Source organism: Rhodomicrobium sp. R_RK_3 (genome assembly GCF_002198715.1).
In the GTDB taxonomy this organism is placed as follows: Bacteria; Pseudomonadota; Alphaproteobacteria; order Rhizobiales; family Rhodomicrobiaceae; genus R-RK-3.
In genome coordinates this window covers 109,345-125,604 of record NZ_MWLK01000008.1, presented here as the reverse complement: position 1 = coordinate 125,604, position 16,260 = coordinate 109,345, and the positions used below count along the sequence as shown (strand labels likewise).

Below are 16,260 nucleotides of genomic sequence, written 5' to 3'. Positions count from 1 at the left end.
CTTTGTGCCGGCGCACCACAGGCGTGGTGACCCGGCCCTAACGGCCCGAGACCGCCAGGGGCAGGTCGCGGGAAGGCTGGATCGAGTGCAGAACCGGATGCTGGCGGTTGGCGGTCAGCTCCTTGACCCGGTCGCCGACATAGCGGTTCAGCTCCGAGAAGGTGATGACGCTATCCGCCGGATTGCTGTCGGCGGCGCCCTTCAGCCCCTCCAGCAGCGCCTTGGTGAAGGCGCCGGCCTTCCAGTCGTCGCGCTCCTGGCTGGACTCTCGCCCCTCCGAACTCGACAAGACCAGCACGCCGTTCTCCGCCGAGCGCAGCTCGTTGATGAACGGCACCAGATCCGGCACGCTGCGCATCGCCACGGTCGAAGTGGCGCGGGCGGCATGGCAGGTGTCGAACAGGAACAGCGCGTGGCCTTGCGTCTCGCGCAGGCTGGAGACGATGTCGGTGCGCTTTACCGCCGTGCTGCGGCGCGGCACGAACAGCCCGCTCGACTTGTCGATCTCGGCATTGGAGGGCAGGAAATAATAATCCTGCCGCTCGTCGGTCACGCCATGGCCGGCGAGGAAGACGATCACCCGGTCGCCCTGCGAGGCGGCGCGCGAAATCCAGTCCAGCTCATCGAGGACGGCGGCGGCCGTGGCGGTGGCGTCGGTCAGCAGCTTCACCGTCACCTTGTCGTAGAGCAGCCCCTCCTGCGCCTGCAGCGCCTTGCCGAGTTCGGTGGCGTCGCGCGCGGCCCAGCGCAGATCGGGGATGTTCGGATCGGTATAATCGCTGACGCCGACCAGCACCGCGTAAAGCTTGGGCTTCGCCACGGCGGGCTCGCCGGCGCCGGACCATTTGAGCTGCACCTCGGCGGGCTCGCTGGAGGATTGGTCGGTCTCGGCGATCAGCGACAGCATGGCGTCGCGCGGCGGCAGCGGCAGGCTGACGGTGAGGCCGGTTTCATTGCCGCCGCGAATGGTCTCCAGCCCGCGCGTCTCGACCTCGATCGGCCGCCCGTCGACCAGCGCGCGGACGCGGCGCACCGGCAGGCCCGAGGGCGAGCGCACGGTATAATTGACATTGATCGAGGGATTGCCGAAGCGCTCGCCATCGGTCGGCGAGGTGATGGTGATGACCGGCGGCAGGCGGCGGCGGATGTCCTCATTCTCGCGGCTGCGCTTGTTCTCGGCATTGGCCTGGACGACGGCCTTGTCCTCGTCGAGCGTCTGCAAGACCAGCTTGACGATGTCGGGCCGGCTGAACTCGTCGCGGAAGCGGTTGGCGGGGAAGAAATCGGCCGCCTGTTCCCAGCCGCGATTGATGTGCCAGCCGATCAGCTCCTCGGCGCCGGGCGAGGCCATGTAATAGCCTTTCGGCGTCCAGGCGACCCAGCGCCGGTCCTTGGCCTGCACGAACAGCGCCAGCAACTGCTCGCCATCGGCGACGCGGAACCAGCGGATGGTGCCGTCGCCGAGCGCGACCAGCGCCAGCTTGCCGTCCGGCGTGATGTTGACGCCCCATGAGACCGCCGGCATGGCGCGGTCCCAAAGTTCCGTGCCGGCGCGGTCGAAGCCGCGCAGGCGGAATTCGGTGCCGAGCACGAAATGCGAGGCATCCGGCGAGATCGCCACCGTGCGCGCCCTCTCCGCGTTCTGCATCGGCAGCGGCTGGCCCGCAAGCTTCGGGGCGAAGCTGTCATTCCAATCGGTGATGTCGAGGCCGGTCAGCTTGGCCTCCGCGAGCGTCGCGTCGGTCTTGGGCGCATCGACCAGCTCCTGCTGGGCGAGGTCGAACAGCACCGGCTGGTCGGCGGCATAGTCGAGGCCGAAGCGGACGCGCGAGCCGTCCTTGGAGACGAGGAAATTCTCGCCGCGCTTGCCGCGCTGGTCGACGATGACGTTTTCGCGGTGCAAGAGCGGAATGCCGACATCGCTATAGGTGCCGATGGCCGGATCGGCCGAGCCGGCGACCATGCGGTTGGCGCAGGGCAGCACATGCATGACCGTCGAGCCGCCGAGCCGGATTTCGCGCCGCGCACCGAGCCCGCCATTCTCCCAGATCACCACGGGACGGCTGCCGCCGGAGACATATTTGCCGCCCGCATAGAGCCGCGAGCCGTCCGGCGACCAGGCGACGGTCGAGAGATCGCCCTTCATGTCGCCGGTGTCGATCTTGCCGACCTGCTGCAGCGCCGCCGTGCCGAACAATTCGATGCCGAGATCGCCGTCGAAGGCGACCGCCAGCTTGTCGCCGGCCGGATTGACGGCGAGCTGGAACGGGCGGCGCCCGGCCGTGGTCTGCGCCTTGGCTTCCAGCTTGAAGCGGCGGCCATAGCGGCGCACGAAACCGTCATCGGCGACGGTGAACAGCGCATTGTCCTTGCCGAAGACGACGCCATAGCTGTCGGCGGTGCCGTAATCGCCGTCCTGGCCGACGAGTTGCCATGTGGCGGTGTCCCAGACGCGCAAGCCCTGGCCGCTGCCGAGCGTCGCCGCCAGATATTTGCCGTCGGGCGAATAGGAAAGGTGATAGATGACGTTCTTGAGCTGGCCGAGGCGGCGCAGCAGCTTGCCCGACGCGGTGTCGAACAGATAGACCCAGTGATCGCCGCCGGACCGGTTGAAGCCGCCCGCCGCCGCGACCCGCCCGTCCGGCGACATGGCGACGGCATAGACCTTGCCGTGATTGCCGGGGCCGATCGGAACGCGCAGCACGCGCAGGAGGCGCGGCGCTTCGCGGTCGGGATCGGCGTCGGAAATGTCCCAGAGCCGGGCCGTCTTATCGTCCGAGCCGGTGATCATCATCTTGCAGGCGCTGTCGACGCCGACGCGCACGATCGGCGCGGTGTGCATCTCGGTCTCGATGCGCAGGATGGGATCTTGCGGGGGGAGGTCGTTTTGCGCCCGGCCGGGGCCGGCAAGCGCCAGCAGACCGAGGAAGGTGACGCCCAGGCCAAGGGCCAGTCTCACTGAACTGCGCAAATTCGCCTCCCACATCTCTTAAAAAATCTTGCGCAATTTACACAATTGCGGGGCGGGACAAAAGCCCGCAGGCGGGGGCGCGAGCGGTGCCCCGGGGCTCGTTTAGACAGCCGGGCCGTTTCGGGATATCAACGCCTTGTGTGCCAATGACCGCGCGGGGAGCCGATGCATTTTGAGCGCTATGCCATCTACTGGGCGCCACGGCCCGAAACCGGGCTCGCCGAATTCGGGCGGCGCTGGCTCGGCGGCGATGCCGAGACGGGGGCGGCTTGGCCCGATCGCGAGCGCCTGGGCCTCGACGCCGATCTGCTCGAGCGCGCCACCGCCTCGCCCCGCCGCTACGCCCTGCACGCGACGATGAAGGCGCCGTTCCGCCTGGCCGAGGGGCGCAGCGAGACGGAACTGGCGGCGGCGCTCGAGGCGTTCTGCGCCCGCCGCAGGCGGGTGCTCGCGGGGCCGCTGCGGCTCAACAGTTTTTCCCGCTATCTTGCCCTGACATTGGAGAGCGGCCGCGCCGAGGTCGATTGGCTGGCCGACGAATGCGTCACGCATTTCGACCCGTTCCGCGCGGCGTTGAGCGAGGCGGACCGGGCGCGGCGGCCGAAAGACCTGCCGCCCTTGCAGGCGCGGCATCTGGCGGAATTCGGCTATCCGCATATTTTCAGCGATTTCGTGTTTCACGTCACGCTGGCCGGTCCGCTCGAGCCGGATGAGCTGGGCCGCGTGCAGGACGCCTTGGCCCCGGCCGTCGCCCCGCTGACCGGGCCGCGCTTTGCCATCGAAGACCTCTGCCTGTTCGGCGATCCGGGGGAGGGTGGTCTGTTCAAGCTCGTCGGACGGTTCCCGCTGAAGCGCTAGGGCACCCCGCCCTGCGCGCCCATCGCTAACCCCTCAGCTTTTCCAGCAATCCGGCCAATTGCACCGCCTCGCCTTCGGTCAGCCGCGCGGCAAAGCGGCGGGCGAGGCTGTCGCGATAGACCGGCCACATCCGTGACAGCAGATCGCGGCCGGCATCGGTGATCGCGGCGAAGGCGCCGCGCCGGTCGGAGACGCAATCCTCGCGACGGGCAAACCCGGCCGCCTCGAGCCGGTCGACGACGCGGGTGACATTGCTCTTGCTCAGCAGGATCTTGCCGCCGATCTCGCTCAGCCGCAGCCGGCCATCCTTGGTGCGGCGCAGCTCCAAAAGCACGTCGTACCAGACCAGCGAGGGCAATCCCGCCGCCTTGAAATCGGCCTCGACGCCGTCGAGCGTCGCCTGGCTCGCCCGCATCAGCCGCACCCAGGCGGTGACGTGGTTCTCGGAAAGGTGATCGGTCATGCAGCCTATATGGCTCAAACTGGTTGCACCTGCAATTACATTGCGCTAGATTTTAGCTGCATATGATACGATACCAATTGCAACCAATGGAGCAACCCGATGACCCAGACAATCGTCCGCGAGGAGATCAAGCGCCTGTTGGACAATGGCGAACCCCTGACGCTGGTCGAGGCGCTGCCGGAAAAATACTACCGTCACGCCCATCTGCCCGGCGCCCTGAACATCCCGCATGACCGCACCCGCGAACTCGCGCCGGCCATGCTGCCCGACAAGGACGCGCCGATCGTGGTCTATTGCGCCAACGAGCCGTGCCGGAACTCGACCATCGCGGCGGGCGAACTCGAGGCGATGGGCTATCGCAATGTGCGCGAATATGCCGGCGGCAAGCAGGACTGGATCGACGCCGGCCTGCCGGTGGTGAAAGGCGCGCTGGCCGCCTGAACCGCCCGCCCCGCATCCGCCATTTCGCAGATGCGGGGCGCAAGCTCTTGCCCGGCCGACAGAATTGTCACCAGCCTCGGCCCCCGCGCCGCGACAATACCCACGCACCCCTGAAATTATTGCGCAAATTCATCTGGACGGGCTGCAACCGGCGCGGCGCGGCCGCCGCTTTTGCACCATGCTGCATTGCAAGATTCATCTTGCATCGCGGCAAAAGATAGCGAACCATCGACAGGCTGCATTCGTTCTTTAACGGCTTTGAGGGACTCTGATGCGGACCCGAAGGGCCGTCTAACCCCGCTCGGGGGCGGGGACGCAAATTGATCGCCTGAAGGCGGAGGAATATGCCCGATGTCCGAACCAGCGCTCACCACCATCGAAGGCGGCCAGGCCGCGAAGAAAGACCTTTACGAGCTGGGCGAAATCCCCCCGCTCGGCCATGTTCCGAAAAACATGTATGCCTGGGCCATCCGCAAGGAGCGGCACGGGCCCCCCGACACCGCCATGCAGATCGAAGTCGTCCCCACCTGGGAGCTGGACAGCCACGACGTGCTGGTGCTGGTGATGGCGGCGGGCGTCAACTATAATGGCGTCTGGGCCGCGCTCGGCACGCCCATCTCCACACTCGACGGCCATAAAAGTCCCTATCACATCGCCGGATCGGATGCCTCGGGCATCGTCTGGGCGGTCGGCTCCAAGGTCAAGCGCTGGAAGGTCGGCGACGAGGTCGTCATCCACTGCAACCAGGACGACGGCGACGACGAGGAATGCAACGGCGGCGACCCGATGTTCTCCTCCAGCCAGCGCATCTGGGGCTACGAGACGCCGGACGGCTCCTTCGCGCAATTCTGCCGGGTGCAGGACCGCCAGCTCATGGAGCGGCCGCGCCACCTGACCTGGGAGGAGAGCGCCTGCTACACGCTCACCCTCGCCACCGCCTACCGGATGCTGTTCGGCCATCGCCCGCACGTGCTGCGGCCCGGCCAGAACGTACTGGTCTGGGGCGCGTCCGGCGGGCTCGGCTCCTTCGCGGTGCAGCTCATCGCGGTCTCCGGCGCCAACGCCATCGGCGTGATCTCGGACGACGACAAGCGCGATTTCGTCATGCAGCTCGGCGCCAAGGGCGTCATCAACCGCAAGAACTTCAAATGCTGGGGCCAGTTGCCCACGGTCGGCACGCCCGAATACCAGGAATGGTTCAAGGAGGTGCGCAAATTCGGCGGCGCCATCTGGGAGCATACCGGCAAGGGCAACAATGTCGATTTCGTTTTCGAGCATCCGGGCGAATCGACCTTCCCGGTCTCGGTGTTCGTGGTCAAGCGCGGCGGCATGGTGGTGATCTGCGCCGGCACGACCGGCTATAACCTCACCATGGACGCGCGTTATCTTTGGATGCATCAGAAGCGCGTGCAGGGCTCGCATTTCGCCAATCTGCTGCAGGCGAGCCAGGCCAACCGGCTGGTGATCGAGCGCCGCATCGACCCGTGCATGTCGGAAGTGTTTCCGTGGACCGATATTCCGAAGGCGCATATGCGCATGTGGAGAAACGAGCATCAGCCCGGCAACATGGCCGTGATGGTGATGAGCCCGCAGCCGGGTTTGCGCACCTTCGACGACGTGCTCGAGGTCAGCCGCAACCGGTTCGGTTGATCCGTGCGCCGCGTTTCTGCTTCCGGGCATAAAACTTTTGTTTGACAAAGGGCTTTGCTGCCACCTTTCGGCTGGCCCTCAACGCGACTCTGGCTAAACTGGCGCAAGATCGCGGCATGATTTTGGAAGCAGGGGGGCAGATATGAGTGATGGAAAGCCGGATATTTTGGCCGGTATTCAAAGGTTGCGGGCCAAGGCGGCAGAGCAACTGACTGGAAATGAGTATTATATGGTCGTGCAGCAACTGGATTCGCTGGCCGGCAGCAGCGGCCTGGCGGACGAGGCGGCTCAGTCCGTGCTCGCACTGATCAGCGCGCGGCTCGACGGCGCGGCAGTCGTCGCGGGTGGCCCCGAGATCCCGAGCCCCGGCGACAGCCCGGCTCAGCCCGATACGCCGCCGACGCCCGAAGACCCGTCCCCGCCCGACAGCCCCGCCCAGCCCGACAATCCGCAAGGGCCGGACATTCCGTCCCCGCCCGATTCTCCCGCCGAGCCGCCGGCGCCGCAGGAGACCAGCGCCGAGGACACGGGCCAGGTCATCATGCCGCGCGCGGGCGGTTTCGGCGGCGGCGGCGCGACCGTCGCCATCGGCCTGTCCGAAGTCATGGTCGAGGCGGAACCCGAAACGTTGGAGGAGGCCGAGGCGGTCGGCGAACCGGCGGCGCCGGAAGCCGTCGCGGAAGCGGAACCGGCTGGCGTCGCTGAGCCGGAGGCGGAAATCGCCCCTGCCGTCGCGCAGCCAGTCGCCGCCGAGGCCGCCTCGGAGCCCGCCGCCGAGGTCGAGGCGGAAGTTGCCGCCGCAGCCGCACCGGAACCCGCAGCTGCCGAGGTAGCCTCGGAGCCTGCCGCCGAGGTTGAGGCGGAAGTCGCCGCTGCCGCCGCGCCGGAACCCGTAGCCGCCGAGGCTGCCTCGGAGCCTGCCGCCGAGGTCGAGGCGGAGGTTGCCGCTGCCGCCGCACCGGGGCCGGTCGCTGCCGAGGTCGCCTCCGCGCCTGCCGCCGAGGTTGAGGCGGAAGTCGCCGCAGCCGCTGCGCCGGGGCCGGTCGCCGCGGAAATTGCCCCGGCCCCTGAAGTCGTCACCTCCGCCGAACCCGAGGCTGTTGCCGCGCCGGAACCCGAAACGGCTCCAGAAGCAGCCGAAACCGCGCCTGAGCCAGAAGCCATCGCGGTCGTCGAGCCAGAGGCCGTTGCATCCGCTGAGCCAGACATTGTCGCCTCTGAGCCCGAGCCGGAAGCCGAACCGGAGGCTGACACTGCGCCGGAGCCGATCGAGATCGCCGAGCCGGAGGTGGAAGCGGCCGACGCCGAGCCCGAGGCGGAAAGCGGTCCCAATGGCTTCGACGCCCTGGCCGACGCCTCGTGGGAGCGCGTCAAGACGGTCACCCAGGCGGACGGCCCGGCCCCCTATCTGAACGGCAGCGCGGCTCATGCTCCTGCAGCAGACCCGGCCCCGACGCCGGCCGCCGAGATCGCGGTCGAGCCGATGACTCAAGATGTGGGAGAAGCGTTCGATGATGGAGGGTCAGAAAGTCGTAGCTCCGAGCCTTGCTATGCCGGGCAGTTCGAAGACGAGTTCGCGCAGCCTGCCGCATCTGCAGATCCGCAACCGTCCGGTGAAGCCGAAGGCTTTGCGGCCGAAGCGCCGGGCGAAGCTGCCGTTCCTGCCGAAGCGGTAAGCGAGGGCATCGAGACCGAAGCCGAGTTCGTCGAACTGGTCGAGGCCGCCGAAGCGGAGGCCGCGCCGGCCGAACAGGTGGAGCTGGTCGCGGTCGAACCGGCTGCGGCGCCAGAGCCTGAAATCGCCACGGTGGAGGTGGCTGAAGTGGTCGAGCTTGCGGCGGAGCCGGAGCCTGAAGTAGCGGCGGACAGCGTCGAAATCCTCGAGGCGGGGCCGGCTGTCGAGACTGCCGCGATCGTCGAAACCGCCGCCGAGCCTGTTGCCGTCGAGCCTGGGCCGGCCGTCGAAGCGGCGGAGGTTGGCGAAGCGTCAGCCGCGGTGACCGAGCCGGACGCTGCGCCCGTCGAGACGGCCGAGATTGCCGCCGAGCCGGAGACGGTCGACGCCGCGCCTGCGGAAATCGCCGTGGCGCCAGCCGAAGCCGCAGCGTCGGCCGAGCCAATCGCCCAGGCGGGCGATCCCGAGCCGCCCTCCGAGCCGAAAGAGCCCGAGCCGGTCGAGGATCCGAAACCCGAGCCGAAGCCGGTCGAAGAGCCGCAGAAGCCGGAGCCGGTCAAGACCAAGGCCAAGGAAAGCCGGGGCTTCTTCGGCCGCCTGTTCGGCGGGCGGTCCGCCGGGCATCCCTGACACGGGTGGCCGTTCAATCGATATGTAGGAGAGCGTAAATGACTTTGGCGGCGGATGTGTCTCAAGCTGGTCCAGGCCCGATATCCGGGCTCGCCGCCGAAGTCGCCATCGAGGCGGAAAAGCTGCTCGGGCGGGCCATCGCGGCCTCCCGCGCGGCGCTCGCCCCCGATGGCCGGGTCGATGCCGCCGCGCTCGATCGCGAGCAGCACCGCGCCCATGGCCTCGCCTGGCTCGCCACCTATGCCGAGTCCGTCAAGCAGCTCGCCGCCTATGCCGAGCGCCAGGAAGCGCAAGGCCGCTTCGGCGAAATCGACGCGCTCCTGGTGCAGGTCGGCCTCGCCGAATATTGCGCGCAGATCGCGGGCGGCATCCCGATGAGCCAGCTCGAATTCATCCGCCTTCCCGAACTGGGCATTTCAGCCGAGGACGCAGCCGCCTTCTCTGAGGCCGCGCCCGTCCGCAAGCTCATCGGCGCCGGCAACACGCCGCAGATCCGCGCCCGCCTGATCGCCCTCATCAACGACGCCCAGGGCACAGCCACCTACGGCGATAGCGGCCTCGACGAAATGCTGGAATCCATGCGCGGCGAGATGCACCGCTTCTCGCAGGCCGAAGTGGTGCCGCACGCGCAGGAATGGCACCTGACCAACAGCTACATTCCGCTCGAAATCATCGCCAAGATGAGCGAGCTGGGCGTGTTCGGCCTGACCATGCCGGAGGAATTCGGCGGCCTCGGCCTCGGCAAGGAGGCGATGTGCCTCGTCTCGGAGGAATTGTCGCGCGGCTATATCGGCGTCGGCTCGCTCGGCACCCGCTCGGAGATCGCCGCCGAGCTGATCCTGGGCGCCGGCACCGACGAGCAGAAGCAGAAATACCTGCCGCGCCTCGCCTCCGGCGAGATCCTGCCGACCGCCGTCTTCACCGAGCCCAACACCGGCTCCGACCTCGCCTCGCTGAAGACCCGCGCCGTGCGCGACGGCGATGTCTACCGCATCACCGGGCAAAAAACCTGGATCACCCATCCGGTCCGCGCCGACCTGATGACCGTGCTCGCCCGCACCGACCCGAACGAGACCGGCTACAAGGGCCTGTCGATGTTCCTGGCCGAGAAGCCGCGCGGCACCGACGCCAACCCGTTCCCGGCCGAGGGCATGAGCGGCGGCGAGATCGAAGTGCTCGGCTATCGGGGCATGAAAGAATACGAGATTTCCTTCGACGGCCTCGCGGTGCCTGCCGCCAATCTGCTCGGCGGCGAAGAGGGCCAGGGCTTCAAGCAGCTCATGCAGACCTTCGAGGCCGCCCGCATCCAGACGGCGGCCCGCGCCATCGGCGTCGCGCAATCGGCGATGGACCTCGCTCTGCGCTATGCCAATGAGCGCGCTCAGTTCGGCAAGCCGATCGTCAATTTCCCGCGCGTCGCCGACAAGATCGTGATGATGGCGGTGGAAACGCTGATCGCCCGCCAACTCACCTATTTCGCCGCCCGCGAAAAGGACCTCGGCCGCCGCTGCGATCTCGAGGCCGGCATGGCGAAGCTTCTGGCGGCCCGCGTCGCCTGGGCGGCGGCGGACAACGCGCTGCAAATCCACGGCGGCAACGGCTTTGCGCTGGAATACCCCATCAGCCGCGTCCTCTGCGACGCCCGCATCCTCAGCATCTTCGAAGGCGCGGCGGAGATCCAGGCGCAGGTCATTGCACGGCGCCTGCTCGAAACGCGGAATTGAACGTCCGGCAGCACCTTCCTCATCAGGCTCCGATCACCGGAAGTCTTCCAGCCTTCGCCGCTGCTGACCCGCCTCGTCGAAATTGGATGCATCGAGCCAGGCGGAAAGCGCAGCCGAGAGCCGCGGCCATTCCGGGCCGATGATCGAGAACCATGCGGTGTCCCGGTTCTGGCCCTTGACGACCATGTGATGGCGGAAGATCCCCTCGAAACTGAAGCCGAACCGCTCGGCCGCCCGCCGCGACGGCAGGTTTCGGGCGTCGCATTTCCATTCGAACCGGCGATAGCCGAGCCGGTCGAACACGTAGGAGGCGAAGAGGAAAAACGCCTCGGTCGTGACCGGGCTGCGGGCGATGGCCGGGCCCCAGAGGATATTGCCGATCTCGATCACGCCATGCGCCGGATCGATGCGCATCAAAGCCTGGCGGCCCTCGGCGCGGCCGGTCGCCTTGTCGATAACGGCGAAGAAGAGCGGGTCTTGCGATGCCGCGGCGGTCTCAAGCCAGCGCGCGAAGCTTGGCTGGTCGGGGGGCGGCGTGTCGAAAAGATAGCGGAAGCGCTCCTCCGCGCCGTCCGCGAGCGCGGAATGAAGGAGGTCGCCCGCATGATGCCGGGCATCCAGAGGCTCGAGGCGCGCATAGGCCCCTTCGAGCACGATGCGCTCGGGCCTGGGAGCGCCGCTCCAGCTCGATAGGTCCACGCCCTTCGTCTCCATGCTTCGCCGACGCGTCGTTCCTGGCCTCTGACTAGAGGATGAAGGATGGCGATGTCCAGCCGATCCCGCCGGCGAGGCGGGCTGGGCCGAATCAGTCTCACAGGTTCAGCGCGCCCGGCCCGCTGACGAAGACATTGCCGCGCAGGAAAAACCGAAGCGGCCGGTCGGCGTCGCGGGTAATGCCGATCCTGACGCTGGTGCCGACCGCGCCCGCCGCGAACCCGTCCGCGCCGAGCCAGATCTCGCCCGGAGCGCAGAGATCGGCGCCGTCCAGCCTGCGGTCGATGGCCAGCGCCTGCGTCAGCCGGCCCGGACCGCGCGCCAGATCGCGGAGCCTGGACGTGCCACGACGGCTCTCCATGAACCCGACGCCTGCAACCGGTTCGAGCGCGCGGATCAGCACGCCCTCGCCGATGCCGGCCGCGCCGCTCGACACGTTCAGCATGAATGACACTCCATAGGCCAGATAGACATAGGCGTGCCCTGGCTGCAGAAACAGCGAGCGGTTGCGGGAGGTGACGCCGCGGTAAGCGTGGCTGGCGGCATCGCCCACGACATAGGCCTCGGTCTCGACGATGCGGCCGATGACGTCGCCTTCGGGCCGTTCCCGGATGACGAGCTTGCCCAGCAGAAACCGCGCGAGCGCCGGCGTGTCCGCCGGAAGCTCCGCCCGCCCTATGCGTCTCAAATCGCCGTGCGCCACCGCCTGCCTTTCGTCGCGCGTCATCCCGCTCTCCATGTAGTGTCTAGACGCGCAAGGCGTCCACCACGGCTCGCAATCCGGCGGAAAGGTATTTGCGCGTCGGGTAATAGAGATAGAGCCAGTCTCCCGGAGCGCTCCATGAGGCGAGGCACTCGACGAGGTGCCCGCTGTCCAGATAGGGCCGCGCCCGGCTCTCCCAGACATAGGCGAGGGCGATGCCGGATCTCGCCGCCTCGACCATCAACTCGTGGTCGTCCAGCGACAGCGGCCCGGTCGGCTCGAACGCGATGATCTTGCCGGCGCGGCTGAACTCCCACGCATAGGCCGCCCCGCTCGGATAGATGTTGCGGATGCAGACATGGGTCTTGAGGTCGGCCGGCGTTCTGGGAAGCGGATGCCGCTCGAAATAGGCCGGCGACCCGACGACGGCCAGACGCAGTCGCGGCTTGATCTTCACCGCCGTCATGCCCTCGCGCAGGCTCTCGCCGAGCCTCACGCCGGCATCGAAGCCCTCCTCGACGATATCGACCAGCCGGTCGGTCGCGACAATCTCCAGCTCCAGATCGGGGTTCTGGGCGATCAGCGTGCCCATCACCGGGCCGAAGACGAAGGGCGCGATCGAATTGGGCGCGTTGATGCGCACTTTGCCGAAAGGCGTTTCGCGAAACCGGTTGAGCGCATCGAGCGCCGAGCCGATGTCGCCGAAGGCCGGCGACAATTGCGCGAACAGCTTGGCGCCGGCATCGGTGAGCGACACGCTGCGCGTCGTCCGGTTTACCAGCCGGATGCCCAGCCTCGCCTCCAGATTGCTGACCGCATGGCTGATCGCGGAGGCGGTGACACCGCGCTCCTCGCTCGCCCGCCGGAAGCTGCGATGCCGCGCCACCGCGTCGAAGGCCGCGAGTTCGGATAGGTCTGTCGCCCGCATTGCTGAATTTCACTCAGGACTATCCGATGCTTTATCGCTCTAATCAGAGCAATTGAAAAGCGCCAAATTCTCCTCACGAGGCCGGTACTGACGCCGGCCGGGAACCAGGAGAAAGACCATGGCCGACTTCATTCCCCCCGCCCACAATGCCGCGTCGCCTTTCGCCGACATGCGCGGCCACCACGTCGCGGTGCGCACCCCCGACCTGGAGACCGCCAAGCGCTGGTATGTCGAAAAGCTCGATTTCCGCGTCGTCGCCGAGTGGGATTATGCCGATGAAAAGCTCGCCTATCTCGCCCCCGCGACCGACGACCATTTCTATGTCGAGATCCTTGGCGGCGGCGAGCCCTCCCCGCGTGACGTCCGCCCCTATACCGACCTCGGCGATAGCCTGAAATACGCCGGCTACCATCATTTCTGTCTGAATGTGCAAAACGTCGACATCACAGTCGAGACCCTGCGGTCGCGCGGCGTCACCATCGTGACCGAGCCCTTCGAGCTTCCCGCGATCAGCCGCCGCCTCGCCTTCTTCTGCGACCCGTTCGGCAATCTGATCGAGCTGGCCGAGGTGCTCCCCTGAGCCGTCCCGCACACTGAACGGCCGCCGTTCCCCTCGGGACGCGGCCGTCCCTTTCGCAAAGGAAACACCATGTCCAATTCCATCATGATCATCGGCGCCGGTCCGGGCATCGGCCAGGCGGTCGCCGAGAAATTCGGCCGGGAAGGCTGGTCGGTTGTCCTCGCCGGCCGCAATACGGACCGCCTCGCCCTGTTGACCGCCGAACTCTCGGCGCTCGGCATCACGGCCCACGCGCTGCGGGTCGACGCGACGGACCCGGCCGCCCTCCGCGCCGCAATGGCCGAGGCGGATCGCCTCACCGGCGGCCTCGCCGCGGTGCATTACAACGCCGCCGTGGTGCGCCAGCAGGACCTGTTCAGCATGACCGACAGCGAGGTCGAGATCGATCTCGCGATCAATGTCGCGGGCGGCCTGCACACCATCCGGGCGGCGGTCGCGCAGTTCGGCGCGCGCGGCGGCACGATCCTGGTCACCGGCGGCGGCCTCGCACTCACGCCCGACGCCGGCTATGCCAGCCTCGGCGCCGGCAAGGCGGCGCTGCGCAACATCGTTCAGGCGCTCGCCGAGCCGCTGCGCCGGCAAGGCACCCGCATCGCAATCGCGACCGTCGCAACCTCGGTCAGCCCGGGATCGCCCGAGGCCAGGGCTGTTGCCGAGAGTTTTTGGACGCTCGCCACCACCCCCGCCGCCTCGTGGGAGGCCGTCTACCCCGCAGCGGCCTGACGTGGCCGGGACAACATCCAGAGGAGTAACCAACATGGCGAAGACCATCGTCATCACCGGCGCGACCTCCGGCATCGGTTATGCCGCCGCGCTCGCCTTCGCGAAGCTCGGGTCCAATGTCGCGATCTCCGGCCGGCGCGCCCAGCGCGGCGCGGAGGCCGCGGCCGAAATCGAGCGGCTGGGCGGCAAGGCCTGGTTCAAGACGACCGATGTCCAGGATGCCGGACAAGTCCGGGCCTTCGTCGAAGGCGCGGCCGATAAGTTCGGTCCGATCGATACGGTGATCACCAATGCCGGGATCGAACCGCCGCACGTCCTGCCGCTCGCCGAACTCAGCGTCGAAGACATCGACGCGGTGCTCGGCACCAATCTGCGCGGCACGCTGCTGACCGCCAGATATGCGATCCCGCATCTGCGCCGTCCGGGCGGGTCGATCATCACGGTGTCGTCGCTGTGGGGTCGCCAGGGCGGGGCGCTGCTGCCGGTCTATTCGGCAACCAAGGGCGCCTCGGAATCGCTGGCGCGCGCCCTCGCCGTCGAACTTGGCGACGAAGGCATTCGCGTCAACTGCGTCGCTCCGGGCTTCATCAAGACCGAGATGTCGGACCGCTTCACGACGGGGCGCGACATGCAGCCCTATTGGGACGCGAACGTGCCGCTGCGGCGCATCGGTCAGCCCGAGGATGTCGCCGACGCCATGGTTTGGCTTGCATCCGAACATTCCGCCTACGTCACCGGCCAAACCATCACCGTCGATGGCGGCCAGAACATCAAGATGTCCGTGGCCGGTTTCTGAGCCGCATTCCAAGGAGACCAAACGATGTCCGAGCAATTGACTTTGATCGCCCGCCTGACGGCGAAACCCGAACATGCCGACACGCTGGGCGAAGCCCTGCAGGCGATGGTCGCACCCACGCGGGCCGAGGCGGGATCGGTCGACTACCTGATCCACCGGGACAATGACGACCGCCGCGTGTGGATCCTCTACGAGAACTGGCGCTCGCGAGCCGATCTCGATGCGCATTTCGAGCAGCCTTACACGAAGGCGCTCATGGGACGGTTCCCGGAGCTCCTCGCCAAGGACATGGAGCTGAGCTTCTGCACGATGGTCTCATCGCGCCCGTGAGCGCGGCTGACGTTCGACAACCTCACCCAAGGACTCACCGACCATGAAGACCTGGTTCATCACCGGCGCCTCGCGCGGCATCGGCGCCCTCGTCACGGAGAAGGCGCTTGCCAAAGGCCACGCCGTCGCCGCGACCGCGCGCAACCCGAAAGCGATCCGTGACCGTTTCGGCGATCATCCCAACCTGCTCCCCGTCGCGCTCGATGTAACGGACGAGGAGCAGGCGGCGGCGGCCGCCAAGGCCGCGATCGACCGGTTCGGGCGCATCGACGTCCTGCTCAACAATGCAGGCTTCGGCCTGCTCGGCGCGGTGGAGGAGGCGTCCGCCGCCGAGGTCGAGGCGATCTTTAGGACCAATGTGTTCGGGCTGCTGACCGTGACCCGCGCCCTTCTGCCCCATATGCGAAAGGCGCGCTCGGGCCGCGTGCTCAACCTTTCCTCGATTGGGGGATATCGCGCGGCGGCGGGCTTCGGCGTCTACAGTTCCGCCAAATTCGCCGTCGAGGGATTGTCCGAGGCGCTGCATGACGAACTCGCGCCGCTCGGCATCCATGTCACGGTGGTCGAGCCCGGCTATTTCCGCACGGACTTCCTCGAGGCGTCGTCGCTGTCGGTCAGCCCGGCCCGCATCGCCGATTACGATGCCACCGCCGGCAAGGTGCGCGCCATCGCGGCCGGCCTCAGCCGCAACCAGCCGGGCGATCCGATCAAGCTGGCGGAGGTGCTGGTCGCCTTCGTGGACGCGCCCATCCCGCCGATGCGATTGCCGCTCGGCAGCGACACCGTCGCCAAAATCGAGGCAAAACTCGAAACCGACCGCGCGATTTTGGCGGAGTGGCGCTCGGTGGCCCTGTCGACCGACTTTCCGGCACCGTGATGCCGGCGATGCTCCGCGCCTTTGTCCGTCTCAATGGCTCAGCGGACCACGGCGCGCGGTTACGTCCGTAGCGCGATAGAAAGGGATCGCAATCGAAGTGTAACGCCCAGGTTCAAGATGGATGCCGTAGCCGATTGGCGAGCGCGCACTTTACCTCTGAGCGCCCCCAATCCGACCACCTCGCCATCAGCCGCAAT

At 67.4% G+C, this 16,260-nt stretch carries 15 protein-coding genes; 10 read left to right on the top strand and 5 right to left on the bottom strand.

What is annotated here, in order from left to right:
- Positions 1–37 precede the first annotated feature (37 nt).
- Positions 38–2,959: a caspase family protein gene (locus BLEFHOIH_RS04315; RefSeq protein WP_170936995.1), complete on the bottom strand. Its 2,922-nt coding sequence runs from the start codon at positions 2,957–2,959 to the stop codon at positions 38–40.
- Between the two features lie 177 nt (positions 2,960–3,136).
- On the opposite strand from BLEFHOIH_RS04315, the gene BLEFHOIH_RS04310 reads away from it, so the two are divergent.
- Positions 3,137–3,829, top strand: coding sequence for a DUF1045 domain-containing protein (locus BLEFHOIH_RS04310; protein WP_088343281.1), 693 nt, complete (start codon positions 3,137–3,139; stop codon positions 3,827–3,829).
- A gap of 25 nt (positions 3,830–3,854) precedes the next feature.
- Here BLEFHOIH_RS04310 and BLEFHOIH_RS04305 read toward each other — a convergent pair whose 3' ends face one another.
- Positions 3,855–4,292 (bottom strand): MarR family transcriptional regulator, encoded by a 438-nt coding sequence (locus tag BLEFHOIH_RS04305; RefSeq protein WP_088343280.1) that lies wholly within the window; start codon positions 4,290–4,292, stop codon positions 3,855–3,857.
- Between the two features lie 99 nt (positions 4,293–4,391).
- Between BLEFHOIH_RS04305 and BLEFHOIH_RS04300 the strand changes: the two genes are divergently transcribed.
- The 4 genes from BLEFHOIH_RS04300 to BLEFHOIH_RS04285 all read left to right on the top strand — a co-directional run bounded on the left by BLEFHOIH_RS04300 (position 4,392) and on the right by BLEFHOIH_RS04285 (position 10,412).
- A complete protein-coding gene (locus tag BLEFHOIH_RS04300; RefSeq protein WP_088343279.1) occupies positions 4,392–4,733 on the top strand; it encodes a rhodanese-like domain-containing protein in 342 nt (113 codons plus the stop codon).
- 351 nt (positions 4,734–5,084) lie between these two features.
- A complete protein-coding gene (gene ccrA, locus BLEFHOIH_RS04295; protein ID WP_088343278.1) occupies positions 5,085–6,383 on the top strand; it encodes a crotonyl-CoA carboxylase/reductase in 1,299 nt (432 codons plus the stop codon).
- A gap of 229 nt (positions 6,384–6,612) precedes the next feature.
- Positions 6,613–8,688, top strand: a complete 2,076-nt coding sequence (locus BLEFHOIH_RS04290) for a hypothetical protein (protein ID WP_088343277.1) — start codon at positions 6,613–6,615, stop codon at positions 8,686–8,688.
- Positions 8,689–8,726: 38 nt separating this feature from the next.
- Positions 8,727–10,412, top strand: coding sequence for an acyl-CoA dehydrogenase family protein (locus BLEFHOIH_RS04285; protein WP_088343276.1), 1,686 nt, complete (start codon positions 8,727–8,729; stop codon positions 10,410–10,412).
- A gap of 33 nt (positions 10,413–10,445) precedes the next feature.
- On the opposite strand, the gene BLEFHOIH_RS04280 is transcribed toward BLEFHOIH_RS04285, so the two are convergent.
- The 3 genes from BLEFHOIH_RS04280 to BLEFHOIH_RS04270 all read right to left on the bottom strand — a co-directional run bounded on the left by BLEFHOIH_RS04280 (position 10,446) and on the right by BLEFHOIH_RS04270 (position 12,757).
- A complete protein-coding gene (locus BLEFHOIH_RS04280) occupies positions 10,446–11,126 on the bottom strand; it encodes a GNAT family protein (protein ID WP_170936994.1) in 681 nt (226 codons plus the stop codon).
- Between the two features lie 97 nt (positions 11,127–11,223).
- A complete protein-coding gene (locus BLEFHOIH_RS04275; RefSeq protein WP_088343275.1) occupies positions 11,224–11,853 on the bottom strand; it encodes a DNA-3-methyladenine glycosylase in 630 nt (209 codons plus the stop codon).
- Between the two features lie 19 nt (positions 11,854–11,872).
- Positions 11,873–12,757, bottom strand: a complete 885-nt coding sequence (locus BLEFHOIH_RS04270; protein WP_088343274.1) for a LysR family transcriptional regulator — start codon at positions 12,755–12,757, stop codon at positions 11,873–11,875.
- A 118-nt stretch (positions 12,758–12,875) separates the two neighbouring features.
- Between BLEFHOIH_RS04270 and BLEFHOIH_RS04265 the strand changes: the two genes are divergently transcribed.
- From BLEFHOIH_RS04265 to BLEFHOIH_RS04245, 5 genes are all read left to right on the top strand, one after another.
- On the top strand, positions 12,876–13,337 hold the full coding sequence (locus tag BLEFHOIH_RS04265) for a VOC family protein (RefSeq protein WP_088343273.1): 462 nt from the start codon (positions 12,876–12,878) through the stop codon (positions 13,335–13,337).
- A 69-nt stretch (positions 13,338–13,406) separates the two neighbouring features.
- The gene (locus BLEFHOIH_RS04260) at positions 13,407–14,060 is read left to right on the top strand and encodes an SDR family NAD(P)-dependent oxidoreductase (RefSeq protein WP_088343272.1); all 654 of its coding nucleotides are present in this window, start codon (positions 13,407–13,409) and stop codon (positions 14,058–14,060) included.
- Positions 14,061–14,094: 34 nt separating this feature from the next.
- Entirely contained in the window at positions 14,095–14,856 is a 762-nt protein-coding gene (locus BLEFHOIH_RS04255; RefSeq protein WP_088343271.1) for an SDR family NAD(P)-dependent oxidoreductase, read from the top strand.
- 24 nt (positions 14,857–14,880) lie between these two features.
- Entirely contained in the window at positions 14,881–15,186 is a 306-nt protein-coding gene (locus tag BLEFHOIH_RS04250; protein ID WP_088343270.1) for a putative quinol monooxygenase, read from the top strand.
- 43 nt (positions 15,187–15,229) lie between these two features.
- Positions 15,230–16,063, top strand: a complete 834-nt coding sequence (locus BLEFHOIH_RS04245; RefSeq protein ID WP_088343269.1) for an oxidoreductase — start codon at positions 15,230–15,232, stop codon at positions 16,061–16,063.
- Positions 16,064–16,260 lie beyond the last annotated feature (197 nt).